The following is a 13,730-nucleotide window of genomic DNA, read 5'->3' as shown; positions in this document are numbered from 1 at the left end:
AATCGGCGGTGTTGGCGGCCTTGTAGGCGGCGCCGCCGGCCAGGCCGCCGACGCCGGTCCAGAAGGCGGGGGCGACGATGCCGTCGGAGAAATTCTCAGCCAGGCTCTCGATCGCGGCGCGGCAGACGCCGGCCCTGTCGAGCGTTTCAGGGTCGCGGCCGACGATTCGCGAAACGGCAAGGCGGGCCAGAGCGAGGCCACCGGTGTCGAGCGCGTCCGCCACAGCCTCGACATGCTCATAGAGGCTCTTCTGCGACAGAAGCGACGTTGCCAGAAGGGCAGTGATGACCAGGCCCATGGGAACGAACCAGAACAGGATCTGCACGCCCAGGCCAATTATCGCCGGCACCAGCACGATGACCAGCAGCGCCTGGACACCACGCTTGCGACGCAGCGCGTCGGGATCAGTGGCGCGGTTGAGCCTGCGGTCGAGAAAGGATATCAGCCTGCCGAACCACGTCACCGGATGGCCGATGGCGCGAAACAGCCAGTCGGGGTAACCGAGGGCGAATTCGACGGCCAATGACAGGAAAGCGATCAGGACTGACATGAAGCTTCTTAATGGGGCGGTTGTGGACCATGGTGGAAGTCTTGGCCGCGCGAGGGCGCTTTTCCCCAACGCCCTGCTGCCATTCGTCGACCTCTCGACCGGTATCAATCCGCACTCCTACCCGCTTTTCGACCTGCCCGCCACCTCGCTGTCGCGGTTGCCGGAAGCCGCGCGCACGCGTGAGCTGACAGAGATCGCTGCCAGTGCCTATGGGGCGCCGTCGCCAGCCAACATCGTGGCGGCACCGGGCACGCAGATCCTGTTGCCGCGCGTCGCCTCGCTGATTACCCCCGGAAGGACGCTGGTGCTGGGTCCGACCTACGCCGAACATGCCCGCGCAGCAGTGATCGCCGGGCACGCGGTGACCGAGGTCGGCGATTTCGCTGACCTGGCGGACGCCGACCTTGCCATCATGGTCAATCCGAATAATCCGGATGGACGTGTCATCGAGCGCGACCGGTTGCTGGCTCTGGCTGCCGGATTGCGCGCCAAGGGCGGGCTGCTGGTTGTCGACGAGGCGTTCATGGATGTTGGGCCGCGCGAGCATAGCCTCTGCGGCGATGTCGGCCAGGGCGGCGTCGTCGTGCTGCGCTCGTTCGGCAAGTTCTTTGGTCTAGCCGGCCTGCGGCTCGGTTTTGCACTTTCCGATGCTGTGACGGTCGAACGGCTGGAAACACAATTCGGGCCATGGGCCGTTGCCGGCCCGGCGCTGGAATACGGCATTCGCGCGCTTGCCGACATCGACTGGCAGGACGCGATGCGGACGGCGCTGGCTGATGAATCGGCGCGCCTCGATGCGCTGTTCGGCCGCTTCGGTATTCCCGTTATGGGCGGCACCACGCTGTTCCGGTTTCTTCGCCTGCCGCATGCCGCCGATTTGTTTGCCGCGCTTGGCGAGCGCGGCATCCTGCTTCGCCATTTTGCCGATCGGCCTGACGTTCTGCGCGCCGGCCTGCCGGGGAGTGAGGAGGAATGGCAGCGGCTCGAGACCGTTCTTGCCGAATGGGCGTCGCGGCACGAGCATCAATCGAAGGGTTCGAAACAATGATCCATGTCTGCTCGCTGGCAAAGATCGAGGAAACGGTGGCCAGGAGCGGCGCCGACTGCATGCTGTCGCTGCTTGCCGCCGGAACGGCGGTGGTCCGGCCGGCCTCGATATCGAAAGAAAATCATCTGCATCTGGTCATGCATGACATCGCGGCGGCGCAGGACGGCATGACCATGCCGGGCGAGGAGCATGTCCGCAACCTGCTCGATTTCGCGCGCCGCTGGGACCGGGCAAGGCCGATGCTCGTGCATTGCTATGCCGGCATCAGCCGCTCGACGGCTTCGGCCTATATCATCGCGGCCGCATTGGCGCCGAAACGCGACGAGGCCGAATTGGCGCGGACGCTGCGGGCGCTGTCGCCCTCGGCAACACCCAATCCGCGACTGATCGCGGTGGCCGATGCGCTGCTTGATCGCAACGGCCGCATGATCGAGGCGATCGAATCGATCGGCCGCGGTGCGGATGCCTTTGAAGGCACGCCCTTCGCGCTGAGGATCGACGGGTAACTCCCCGAAGCCTTCCCACCTTCGTCATCCACGGGCGGAGCAGGAGCGAAGCTCCGTCGCGGAGACCCGAGGATCCATGCCGCGACATCAGCCGTAGAGTGCAACCGAGCAGAATTCTGCACCGTAGCAGCGCTTCGGAGTCCCGGCATGGATCCTGGGGTCTGCGCCGCGTCGCTTCGCTCCTTGCTTCGCCCCAGGATGACGAAGAAAAAAGGCTTCGGCTATTCTCAGAAGGGCACGATGTGCCATCTGACGGTCAGAGCATCTGTACCGAGCAACTATGCTACGTCAACCAGTCCGCGAGCTTCGCCTTGCGCACATCCCGCAGCAGGCTGATGAACCCGTCGGCCTGATATTCTGCCGTCAGCCGGCCCTTCTCCGCCGTCGCGATGCTGGCATCGCCGACGACGCCATTCGGGTTGAGATCGCCAGCGATCCAGGCAAAGGCGTGGGTGCCGGTGTGGCGCAGGAGCGAAAATTCGTTTTCGGCTTTGGCGACATTGGAAACGAAATTGTCGGCCTTGGCCATGTCGACGAGGTCCGGCCGGAAATGCAGCATCAGCGAGGTCTCGACATCGCCGCCATGGATGCCGTGGCGGTCCTCCAGTTCGGTGTACATGCCGGCCGGGCGGCCGAACCGTTGCCAGCTGGTTTTTACCGCCAGCATCTTTTCGCGCACGCGCAATTCGCGCGTGACGATGCCCATGATCTCCTCGTTGCCGCCATGCGAATTGACGACGATCAGCTTGCGCACACCGGCGCGCGCGATCGACAGGCCAAGCTCGGTCCAGGCTTCGATCAGCGTCGTTGCCGGCAGTGTGAGGGTGCCCGGCGCGTGAAGATGCTCGTTCGACTTGCCCACCGCCTGGACCGGCAGGATGCGGATGTCGAGATCGTCGGGCAGGCGCGAAATAACCGTGTCGAGCATGCCGTTCATGATCGAGGTGTCGGTTGAAACCGGCAGATGCGGGCCATGCTGCTCGATCGCCGCCACCGGCAGCACGGCGATCGTCGCCTCCGGATCGATCGAAGCATATTCGGTGGTCCGGTAGTCGCCCCACCACACGCGTTTTTTCGCAACGGTCATGTCATGCCTCTTCAATGGTCAGGCAGACCTAGCGCGGGACGGGCGGCCTGTCGATCACCCCGCCGCTAGGGCCTCGATTTCGACCTTGAATTCGGGCCGGGCAAAGCCGGAAACGATCATCAGCGTCGAGGCCGGCGCGGGGCTGGAAAACAGTCGGTCGCGGACATCCATATAGGGCCGCAGATGCGCGCGGTCGGTGACATAGGCATTGATGCGCACGATATCCCTGAGACCCAGGCCGGCTTCGCCGAGAATCGCCGCGATGTTTTGAAAGCAGAGCTCGGCCTGCGCACCGGCGTCTTCGGGGATCTGGTCGTCAGCGGTGATGGCGACCTGGCCCGAGCACAGCACCAGCCGCTTGCCGGGCGGCACCTCGACGCCGTGGCTGTAGCGGGCAAAGGGCGGCTTGATCGACTTCGGGGTGAGGAATTTGAACATGGCAATCTCCGGTTTGGCCATAGCCTAAGGCTTGATCCATTGCACCTTCAAGATGGCGGTGCATGTTGCCCGAGCGATTGTGGACAGGCGTTCAAAAAATAGGCACGATGCCTTCCGTACAGCATGACCCGTCCGCCTTTGGCATAGCAATGCCGTTCAAGCGGGCGGTCCCGGCGCGTGACGCCGGTGGCATGTGTCTTGCTTCTTGAATCTTTGGTGTCGAGCCTGGCGCGTGGCGCGCCGGAGCAAACAAAGGGTGGTGTCGATGTACGGAAAACAGAAGATCTCGGTGGCGGTTGTGGCCTTGCTTGCAGCCAGCACGCTGGGTGCGGCTGCGAATGAAAAAGTCACCTTCGGCACCAACTGGTTGGCCGAGCCGGAACATGGCGGATATTATCAGTCCGTGGCGGACGGCACCTACGCTGCCTGCGGCCTCGACGTCACCATCATGCAGGGCGGTCCGCAGGTCAGCGGCCGGCCGATGCTGCTGGCCGGCAAGATCGATTTCTACATGGGCGGTAATCTGCTGTCGGCCTTCGATGCCGTCCAGCAAGGCATTCCGATGCGCGTGGTGGCGGCGGATTTCCAGAAGGACCCGCAGGTCATCATGTCCCACCCCGGCGAGGGGCTCGACAAATGGGAGGACCTGAAGAGCGCCGACCAGTACATATTGGGCGACGAGGGCGTGCAGACCTTCTTCCAGTGGATGGTCATCGAACTCGGCTTCGACGCCTCCAAGCGCGCGCCCTACACCTACAACACCGCTCCTTTCCTCGCCAACAAGAAGTCGATCCAGCAGGGCTACGTCACCTCCGAGCCTTTCGCGGTCAAGAAGGAAGGCGGCTTCGTGCCGAACCAGTTCCTGCTTGCCGACTATGGCTGGGACACCTACTCGACGACGATTGAGGTGATGCAGGACACGATCGACAAGAAGCCGGAGGTGGTCCAGTGCTTCGTCGATGGCTCCGCCAAGGGCTGGTACAAATATCTCTACGGCGACAACAAGGCCGCCAACGACATGATCAAGAAAGACAATCCCGACATGAGCGACGAGCAGATCGCGTTCTCGATCGAGCAGATGAAGAAGTTCGGCCTGGCCGATTCCGGCGACACCGAGAAGCTCGGCATCGGCGCCATGACCGACGAGCGGATCAAGAGTTTCTACGACAAGATGGTCAAGGCCAAGGTCACACCCGACGGCATCGACATCAAGAAGGCCTACACGCTAACCTTCATCAACAAAGGCGTCGGGCTCGAGCTGAAGAAATAGACCGGTCCCGGCATGATAAGGGAAAAGGTGGCGCCAGCGCCGGCCTCGGATGTTGCATCGACATTGCTGGCGCTGAGGGGCGTCGGCAAGGTCTTCTCCAACGGCGTGCCGGCGCTCAGCGATGTCAATCTGACGATCCGGGAAGGCGATTTCCTCAGCCTGCTCGGGCCGTCGGGGTGCGGCAAGTCGACTGCATTGCGGCTGATCGCCGGCCTGTCGACGCCGACCTCCGGCGTGCTCGACTGGCGCGGCGGCGGCTCCCTTGATCGTTCGAACATCGGTTTCGTCTTCCAGGAGCCGACGCTGCTGCCTTGGGCCAATGTCTTCGACAATGTCTGGCTGCCGCTTCGGCTGAAAGGCATCAGCCGAGCCAAGGCCGCGCCAGCGGTCACTGAAATGCTGGCGCGGGTTCACCTGACCGGTTTCGAAGACGCGGTGCCGCGCGAACTGTCCGGCGGCATGAAGATGCGCGTCTCGATCGCACGCGCCATGGTGACCAAACCGCGCGTGCTGCTGATGGACGAGCCGTTCGCCGCACTCGACGAGATCACCCGCTTCAAGCTCAACAACGATCTCCTGGAACTGTGGCAGGACGAACGCTTCACCGTCGTCTTCGTCACCCACAGCGTCTTTGAAAGCGTGTTCCTCTCCAACCGCGTCGTCGTCATGGCGGCGCGGCCGGGCAGGGTGTTCGACGAACTCGCCATCGAGGCCTCCTATCCGCGCGACGAGGCGTTTCGCACCTCGCCCCACTATGCGGCCCTCTGCCGGCAGGCCTCCGACGTGCTGGTCAAGGCCATTAATTCAACAGCAGGCGCGCATCATGACGGCCATTGACGAGCACGTGCTCGAACTCGACCCCGAGGAAGCGCGCCGCGTGCGCCAGGAGCGGTTCGAACGGATCGGCCGCTGGGTGCTGCCGCTGGCGATCATGATCCTGGCGATCTGGCTGTGGGATCGCATCTGCGTCTGGAACGAGATTCCGCAGTACATCCTGCCGCGCCCGGGCGTGGTGCTGTGGACGCTCTATAGCGATGCCGGCCTGCTGTTTTCCTCGCTGCTGGTCACCTTGCGCATCACGTTCCTCAGCCTGGCTCTGGCCGTCATCGGCGGGGTCGGGCTGGCGGTGCTGTTTGCGCAATCGAAATGGGTGGAGATGTCGTTCTTCCCCTTCGCCATCGTGCTGCAGGTGACGCCGATCGTGGCGATCTTTCCGCTGATCAACATCTATGTGAACGACCAGACGACCAAGCTTCTGCTGTGCGCCTGGATCGTCGCCTTCTTTCCGATCCTGTCCAACACCACGCTTGGCCTCAACTCCGTCGACCGCAATCTGCGCGACATGTTCAAGCTCAACGGCGCGACGCGCTGGCAGCAACTGCGCTATCTCAGGCTACCGGCGGCGATGCCCTATTTCCTCGGCGGGCTGAAGATCGCCGGAGGCCTGTCGCTGATCGGCGCCGTGGTGGCCGAGTTCGTCGCCGGCACCACCGGCCAGTCGTCCGGCCTCGCCTCGCGCATCATCGAGGCCGGCTACCGGCTCAACGCGCCGCGGCTGTTCGCGGCGCTGTTCCTGATCTCGCTGACCGGCATTTTGATCTTCCTCGTGCTGTCGCTGATTTCGCATCTCATTTTGCGACGCTGGCACGAAAGCGCACTGAAGCAGGAGCGCTAGGATGACTGAAAGGTTGGCGCGAAGCGCCCCCCTCTGTCCTGCCGGACATCTCCCCCTCAAGGGGGAAGATTGGCTGTTGTCACGACCTTCGCCAATCTCCAACGTTGAAAAAAAAGAGCCGGCGCGGACGCTGCCAATCTTCCCCCTTGAGGGGGAGAGGTCCGGCAGGACAGAGGGGGGCAGGCCTTGATACCAGCCTCCGGCTCTTATCAGCTCGCTAACGTCCGTGTTCATCAATCACTGACGTCGGGCCTTACTGCAACTTACGATAATAACGGTTTCGCGCTGGCCGACATTGCCGTCGCCGACGGCAAGGTCTCCAGCATTGCAGCGCATGACCGATCGAAAGCGCCTGCCGATGCGATCGACCTCGCCGGCCGTATAATCCTGCCATGCTTCGTCGACTGCCACACGCATATCGACAAGGGCCATATCTGGCCGCGAAAGCCCAATCCTGACGGCACGTTCTTGGGCGCGTTGAATGCCGCCGGTGCCGATCGCGTGGCACGCTGGAGGGCCGAGGATTTGGCACGGCGGATGGATTTTTCACTGCGCTGCGCCTACGCGCATGGCACCAGGGCGCTGCGCACCCACATCGACAGCGTCGCGCCGCAGGAGGAAATCTCCTGGCCAGTGTTCGAGACGATGCGCGAGGAATGGCGCGGCCGTATCGAATTGCAGGGCGCCTGTTTGCTCGGCATCGAAGGCGTGCGTGACAAAAAGTGGTTCGACAGGCTGGCAAAGAGGGTTGCCGCGGCGAAGGGCGTGCTCGGTGTCGTCACCTATATGGTGCCGGACCTCGAAGAACTGCTCGACCATGTCTTCGCGCAAGCCATCAAGCATGGCCTCGATCTCGATTTCCATGCCGACGAGACCGACGATATCTCCGCCATATCGCTGAAGAAGATCGCCGAAGCCGCTCTCTGGAGCGGTTTCGAAGGCAACATCCTCGTCGGCCATTGCTGCTCGCTCGCGCGCCAGCCGGACCTCGATGTGCTCGATACGCTGGACAAAGTGGCGAAGGCCGGGCTCGCCGTCGTCTCGCTGCCGATGTGCAATCTCTATCTGCAGGACCGGCGCGGCGACCAAACCACGCCGCGCTGGCGCGGTGTGACGCTGCTGCACGAGATGAAGGCGAGGGGCATTCCGGTGGCAGTCGCTTCCGACAACACGCGTGATCCCTTCTACGCCTATGGCGATCTCGACATGCTGGAGGTCTACCGCATGGCGACGCGCATCCTGCATTTGGACCATCCGGTCGCCGACTGGCCGCAAGCGGTCACCGCGACGCCGGCCAAGGTGATGCGGCTTGATGGCTTCGGCACGCTTGCCGCCGGCGGCGATGCCGATTTCATCGTGTTCAAAGGCCGAAGCTGGACGGAATTGCTCTCGCGACCCGAATCGGATCGCATCGTGGTGCGCGGCGGCAAGGCGATCGACCGGCAATTGCCCGACTATGCCGAACTCGACGAACTGATGGTGGGATAATGGACGTTTCGGCGCTCAAACGCGATCTTGACGGGCTCAAGGTCGACGACAACCCGGCCATCGTCCAGCAGAAGAGCCGTGACTTCTACTGGTACAGCCCGGTGCTGAAGCAGCAACTGGACCATGTCACCGGCGATCTGATCGTGACGCCAAGGAACGAGGCCGAACTGATCCGCGTGCTTGCCGCCTGTCACCGCCATGGCGTGCCGGTGACGCCGCGCGGCAGCGGCACCGGCAATTACGGCCAGGCGATGCCGCTCTCCGGCGGGGTCGTGCTCAACCTTGCCGAGATGAACGAGATCAAGTCGATCGCGCCAGGTCGCGTTGTGAGCGGACCGGGGGCCATCCTGGCCGATATCGACAAGGCAACGCGGGCGCATTCCGGGCAGGAACTGCGGCTGTCGCCGTCCACCTACAACACCGCTTCGATCGGCGGCTTCATCGCCGGCGGTTCGGGCGGCGTCGGTTCGATCAATTTCGGCGGCCTGCGCGATTTCGGCAATGTGCTGCGCCTGCGTGTGGTGACCATGGAGGCCGAACCGAAAGCGCTCGAACTCACCGGCGAGGATCTGCACAAGGTCACCCACGCCTATGGCACCAACGGCATCATATCGGAGGTCGAGATGCCGCTGACCGCGGCCTATGAATGGATCGATGTCATCGTCGGCTTCGACGCTTTCATGGATGTCGCCCGGTATGGCAATGCGCTGGCATGCCAGGACGGTATCCTGACCAAGCTGATCACGCCGATAGCCGCACCCGTGCCGCAACTCTATTTCAAGCGGCATCAAAAGTTCCTGAAACAGGGGCAAAGCATTTGCGTCGTCATGGTGGCGCGGCACGGGCTGGACGCTTTCCTGGCCTTCACCCGCCGTGCCGGTGGCGAGGTGATCTACAATGCGGCCACGGCGACGCCGGACGAGAAAAAGGGCCTGCCGCCGGCCTATGAATTGGCCTGGAACCACACCACGCTGAGAGCGCTGCGCGTCGACCCTTCGATCACCTATCTGCAGTCGCTCTACCCCTTTCCCAACCAGCTGGCGCTGGTCGAGAAGATGGATGCGATGTTTCCCGGCGAGGTTTTTTCGCATCTGGAATTCGTGCGGCTGGACGGCAACATCACCTGCTTCGGCCTGCCGCTGGTCAAGTTCACCACCGAGGCGCGGCTCGACGAGATCGTGCGTCTGCATGAGGCGAATGGCTGCCCGATCTTCAACCCGCATCGCTACACGCTGGAAGAGGGCGGCATGAAGCAGACCGACGCGGTACAGCTTGCCTTCAAGCGCGAAACCGATCCGCAAGGCCTGCTCAACCCCGGCAAGATGATCGCCTGGGAAAACCCGGACTACGACTACCGCTCGGGCCGGACTTTTTTGTTCAGGGGGTTGCAGAAGGTGGGATGATGAACATCCTCGTCCTTTACGCCCATCCGGTCGAGACCAGCTTCAATGCCGGCCTGCACCGCATGATAGTAGAGCGGCTGACAGCGGCGGGCCATACGGTCGATGACTGCGACCTCTACGCGGAGGATTTCGATCCGCGGATGACGCGCCAGGAAAGACTGGACTACCACAGCCAACGCGGCGCCGCTGACGCTGCCGCGCCCTATGTCGAACGCCTGCTGCGCGCCGATGCGCTGGTGCTTTCCTATCCGGTCTGGAACTACGGCTTTCCAGCGATCCTGAAAGGCTTTTTCGATCGCGTCTTCCTGCCCGGCGTGTCGTTCAAATTGGTCGACGGCAAGGCGCAGCCGTCGCTGCACAACATACGCAAGGTTGCGGCGGTGACCACCTATGGCGGCAGCCGGTTCCGCGCCATGCTGATGGGCGATCCGCCACGCAAGCTGATCAAGCGCATGCTGCGCGCCACCGTAAAACCGGGCGCGCCGGTGAGCTATCTTGCGCATTATTCGATGAACCTGTCTACCGACCAAACGCGCAAGGCTTTCACGACCAAGGTCGCGGCCAGCATGGATGCCTTCTGATGCGTGCGCTGGTGGTCTACTGCCATCCGGTACCGGACAGCTTCTGTGCGGCAATTCGCGATACCGCCATCGACGTGCTGATGCGACGAGGCTGGGAGGTGCGGCTGCTCGACCTCTATGCGGAGAAATTCGACCCGGTGATGGGCTGCGACGAGCGGCGTTCCTACAACGACCAGGCGCCGCAGGACCCGGCACTGAAGCCGCATTTCGAACTGCTCAACTGGGCCGAAGCGATCCTGTTCGTCTATCCGACCTGGTGGTACGGGCTGCCGGCGATGCTGAAGGGCTGGCTCGACCGGGTGTGGGCGACGGACGTCGCCTTCAAGCTGCCGGCCGGCAAGGGACGGATCAAGTCGCTGATGACGCATGTGACCAAGGTCGGCGTCATCACAACCTGCGGCGCGCCGACCTGGTGGAGCGTCGTCGTCGGCCAGCCGGGCCGCAAGACCCTGCTGCGCGGCATGCGGGCGCTGTGCGCGACGCGCTGCCGGACGTTTTTCCTGGCGCACTATCTGATGGATGCCTCGACGCCGGCAACGCGGGCGGCGTTTCTGGCGAAGGTGCGGGCGAAGTTGGAGCGGTTTTAGGGAATTGGCGTCCTTCTCCCCGTTTACGGGGAGAAGATGCCGGCAGGCAGATGAGGGGCAGCACGAACATTGCAGAGGTTGGCGCCGCGCCTCATCCGGCCCTTCGGGCCACCTTCTCCCCGTAAACGGGGCGAAGGAAGAGGGGTGCTACATCCTTGTCCGTTCTGACTTCGGATCATACATCGGCTTCAGCGACGCTTCCGCCGCAAAGCGCTCGCCGGCGATCTCGATCTCGTAGGTTGAGGCCAGCACATCCGCCTCGCTCTCGCCCTTGCAAGGCACATAGCCCAGCCCAACGGCGCCGCCGAGATGATGGCCGTAATTGCCTGACGTGATCGGGCCGACGATCTTGCCGTCGCGCAAGATCGCTTCGTTGTGGAAGAGCAGGGGCTCTGGATCCTTCAGGCGGAACTGGACGAGCCGGCGTGACAGGCCGGCTTCCTTCTTGCGCAGCACGGCTTCGCGGCCGATGAAGTCGCCCTTGGCGGTCTTCACCGCGAAGCCAAGGCCGGCTTCCAGCACATTGTCCTCGTCGGTGATGTCATGGCCGAAATGCCGGAACGCCTTTTCGATGCGGCAGGAATCCAGCGTGTGCAGGCCGCAGAGTTTCAGGCCGACATCCGCACCTGCCTCATCGATCGCCTCGAAGACATGAGCCGCCTGGTCGGTCGAGACATAGAGTTCCCAGCCGAGTTCGCCGACATAGGTGACGCGATGCGCGCGGGCCAGGCCCATGCCGATCTCGATTTCCTGGAACGTGCCGAACGGATTTTTATCATTGGAAAAATCGTTGGGGCTGACCTTCTGGATCAGCTTTCTCGCGTCCGGGCCCATCAGGCAGAGCACGCTTTCGGCCGCCGTCACGTCGGTGATGACGACGAACTCGTCGGCGACGTGCTTGCGCAGCCAAGCCAGGTCGCGCTGCAGCGTGGCGCCGGGGACGACGAGGAAGAAAGCCGTTTCCGACAGCCGCGAAACCGTCAGGTCGCTCTCGATGCCGCCGCGCTGGTTGAGCATCTGGGTGTAGACGATCTTGCCCGGCGCGACGTCCATGTCGTTGGCGCACAATCTTTGCAGGAAAGCGCAGGCGTCGCGGCCCTCGACACGGATCTTCCCGAACGAGGTCATGTCGAACAGACCGACGCCATTCCTGACCGCGAGGTGTTCTTCGCGCTGGTTGTCGAACCAGTTCTGGCGCTTCCAGGAATAGCGGTATTCGCGCTCCTGGCCCTCGCGGGCGAACCAGTTGGCGCGCTCCCAGCCGGCGACTTCGCCGAAAACGGCGCCGCGCGCCTTCAAATGCTCGTGCAGCGGCGAACGCCTGACATTCCTCGAGGTCGCCATCTGGCGGTAGGGGAAATGGTCGGCATAGAGCAGGCCGAGCGTTTCGGAGACGCGCTCCTTGAGGTAGCGGCGGTTCTTCTGGAACGGCTGTGCGCGGCGGATGTCGACTTCCCACAGGTCGAAGGGGGCTTCGCCATCGTTGATCCACTGCGCCAGCGCCATGCCGGCGCCTCCGGATGAGACGATGCCGATCGAATTGTAGCCGGTCGCCATCCAGTAGCCGGCCAGTTCCGGCGCCTCGCCGAGATAGTAGCGGTCGTCGGGCGTAAAACTCTCAGGACCATTGAAGAAGGTGTGGATGCCGGCGGTCGCCAGCATCGGCATGCGGTTGACGCCCATTTCGAGGATCGGCTCGAAATGCTCCATGTCCTCAGGCAGTTGGTCGAAGCAGAAATCCTCGCTTATGCCGTCCATGCCCCACGGCTTGGCCACCGGCTCGAAGGCGCCCAGCATCATCTTGCCGGCGTCTTCCTTGTAGTAGGCGCACTCATCGGGCACGCGCAGCACCGGCAGACGGGTGAGGCCGGGGATCGGTTCGGTGACGAGGTAAAAATGCTCGCAGGCGTGCAGCGGTATGGTGACGCCGTTCTGCGCTCCCAGTTCGCGGGCCCACATGCCGGCGCAGTTGACGACGATGTCGGCCTCGATCGTGCCTTGCTCTTCGCCTTGCGCCCAGGACACGCCGGTGACGCGGCCGGCCTTGCTGTGGACCTTGGTGACCTTGACATTCTCGACGATGGTGGCGCCGCGCTGGCGCGCGCCCTTGGCCAGGGCCATGGCGATATTGGCGGGGTCGCACTGGCCGTCGAGCGGCAGATGCACGGCGCCGACGACATCGGAAACATTGAGATGCGGGTACATCTCGCTGACTTCCCTGGGCGAAATCTCGCGGACATCGACATCGAAGGCACGCGCCAGCGATGCTTGCCTGTAGATCTCGTGCTTGCGCTCCTCGGTCACCGCCACGGTGATCGAACCGACCTGGCGCATGCCGGTGCCGACCTCGGTCTCGGCTTCCAGCTTGACGTAGAGGTCGGCGGAATATTTCGCCAGCCGCGTCATGTTCTGCGAGCCGCGCAGCTGGCCGATCAGGCCGGCGGCATGCCATGTCGTGCCCGACGTCAGCTGTTTGCGTTCGAGAAGCACGATATCGGTCCAGCCAAGCTTGGCCAGGTGATAGGCGACCGAACAGCCGGAAACGCCGCCGCCGATGATGACCGCCCTTGCTTTGGCGGGAACTGCCTTGGCGGTCATGCTGCCTCGCGACGGTAGCTGGAAGCAAAGCGGCGCAGACGGAGTGCAGCTTCCTGCAGCACCGGTTCGGGCTGGCAGAGACTGATGCGAATGTGGCCGGCGGCCGCCTCGCCGAAGCTGGAGCCGGGCATGACGCCGACCTTTTCCTTGTCGAGCAGGGCCCAGGCGAATTTCTCATCGTCCGGTTCGACGGCCGAGATGTCGAGCATGACATACATGCCGCCCTCCGAACCGCGCACGGTCACGTCGTTCATGCCCCGCACGGCGTCGAGCAAGACGGTGCGGCGTGCCGCGTAACGTTCGGCGATCTCCTTGACGCCGTAACGGTTCTCCAGCGCCTCGGAACAGGCGATCGAGATGAAGGCCGGCAGGCCGTAGGTCGTCACCAGATTGAGATTGATCATGAGCGTGATCATCTCCTCCGGTCCCGTCAGCCAGCCCATGCGCCAGCCGGTCATGCCGTGGCTTTTGGACATCGAATTGATGACCAGCGTACGCT

14 protein-coding genes are annotated in these 13,730 nt (G+C 63.3%); 9 read left to right on the top strand and 5 right to left on the bottom strand.

The features are described from left to right. On the bottom strand, positions 1–550 hold a 550-nt coding region (locus EN749_RS17820; RefSeq protein WP_145990937.1), incomplete at its 3' end, for a CobD/CbiB family cobalamin biosynthesis protein. Between EN749_RS17820 and cobD the strand changes: the two genes are divergently transcribed. After that, a complete protein-coding gene (gene cobD, locus EN749_RS17815; protein WP_127810140.1) occupies positions 549–1,598 on the top strand; it encodes a threonine-phosphate decarboxylase CobD in 1,050 nt (349 codons plus the stop codon). The genes EN749_RS17820 and cobD overlap by 2 nt on opposite strands. Further along, a complete protein-coding gene (locus EN749_RS17810; protein WP_127810141.1) occupies positions 1,595–2,104 on the top strand; it encodes a tyrosine phosphatase family protein in 510 nt (169 codons plus the stop codon). The genes cobD and EN749_RS17810 overlap by 4 nt, the downstream gene beginning before the upstream one ends. A 283-nt stretch (positions 2,105–2,387) precedes the next feature. On the opposite strand, the gene EN749_RS17805 is transcribed toward EN749_RS17810, so the two are convergent. Both EN749_RS17805 and EN749_RS17800 read right to left on the bottom strand, forming a co-directional pair. Beyond that, a complete protein-coding gene (locus EN749_RS17805; protein WP_127383090.1) occupies positions 2,388–3,191 on the bottom strand; it encodes a creatininase family protein in 804 nt (267 codons plus the stop codon). Positions 3,192–3,245: 54 nt separating this feature from the next. Beyond that, positions 3,246–3,629 carry a RidA family protein gene (locus tag EN749_RS17800; protein ID WP_127416023.1) on the bottom strand — a complete coding sequence of 128 codons (384 nt, stop codon included), beginning with the start codon at positions 3,627–3,629 and terminating at the stop codon, positions 3,246–3,248. Positions 3,630–3,894: 265 nt separating this feature from the next. On the opposite strand from EN749_RS17800, the gene EN749_RS17795 reads away from it, so the two are divergent. From EN749_RS17795 to EN749_RS17760, 7 genes are all read left to right on the top strand, one after another. Then, positions 3,895–4,899 carry an ABC transporter substrate-binding protein gene (locus tag EN749_RS17795; RefSeq protein ID WP_127810143.1) on the top strand — a complete coding sequence of 335 codons (1,005 nt, stop codon included), beginning with the start codon at positions 3,895–3,897 and terminating at the stop codon, positions 4,897–4,899. Between the two features lie 12 nt (positions 4,900–4,911). Further along, positions 4,912–5,736, top strand: coding sequence for an ABC transporter ATP-binding protein (locus tag EN749_RS17790; protein ID WP_127810144.1), 825 nt, complete (start codon positions 4,912–4,914; stop codon positions 5,734–5,736). Next, a complete protein-coding gene (locus EN749_RS17785; protein WP_127397312.1) occupies positions 5,723–6,574 on the top strand; it encodes an ABC transporter permease in 852 nt (283 codons plus the stop codon). Before EN749_RS17790 ends, EN749_RS17785 begins: the two co-directional genes overlap by 14 nt. 186 nt (positions 6,575–6,760) lie before the next feature. Next, complete coding sequence (locus tag EN749_RS17775; RefSeq protein WP_127810146.1) at positions 6,761–8,062, top strand: cytosine deaminase; 1,302 nt, start codon at positions 6,761–6,763, stop codon at positions 8,060–8,062. Beyond that, positions 8,062–9,465 carry an FAD-binding oxidoreductase gene (locus EN749_RS17770; RefSeq protein WP_128287891.1) on the top strand — a complete coding sequence of 468 codons (1,404 nt, stop codon included), beginning with the start codon at positions 8,062–8,064 and terminating at the stop codon, positions 9,463–9,465. Before EN749_RS17775 ends, EN749_RS17770 begins: the two co-directional genes overlap by 1 nt. Further along, the gene (locus tag EN749_RS17765; RefSeq protein WP_189367576.1) at positions 9,465–10,046 is read left to right on the top strand and encodes an NAD(P)H-dependent oxidoreductase; all 582 of its coding nucleotides are present in this window, start codon (positions 9,465–9,467) and stop codon (positions 10,044–10,046) included. Before EN749_RS17770 ends, EN749_RS17765 begins: the two co-directional genes overlap by 1 nt. Beyond that, positions 10,046–10,633, top strand: a complete 588-nt coding sequence (locus EN749_RS17760) for an NAD(P)H-dependent oxidoreductase (protein WP_127332377.1) — start codon at positions 10,046–10,048, stop codon at positions 10,631–10,633. The genes EN749_RS17765 and EN749_RS17760 overlap by 1 nt, the downstream gene beginning before the upstream one ends. Positions 10,634–10,780: 147 nt before the next feature. Here EN749_RS17760 and EN749_RS17755 read toward each other — a convergent pair whose 3' ends face one another. Both EN749_RS17755 and EN749_RS17750 read right to left on the bottom strand, forming a co-directional pair. Beyond that, entirely contained in the window at positions 10,781–13,231 is a 2,451-nt protein-coding gene (locus EN749_RS17755) for an FAD-dependent oxidoreductase (RefSeq protein ID WP_128363618.1), read from the bottom strand. Continuing rightward, a partial coding sequence (locus EN749_RS17750; RefSeq protein ID WP_145990936.1) for a pyridoxal phosphate-dependent aminotransferase occupies positions 13,228–13,730 on the bottom strand: 503 nt, incomplete at its 5' end. The genes EN749_RS17750 and EN749_RS17755, both read right to left, overlap by 4 nt.

The organism is Mesorhizobium sp. M7A.F.Ca.ET.027.02.1.1, from assembly GCF_004022985.1.
Lineage (GTDB): Bacteria > Pseudomonadota > Alphaproteobacteria > Rhizobiales > Rhizobiaceae > Mesorhizobium.
The sequence above is the reverse complement of the archived record's forward strand: the minus strand, read 5'-3'. Positions and strand labels throughout refer to the sequence as shown.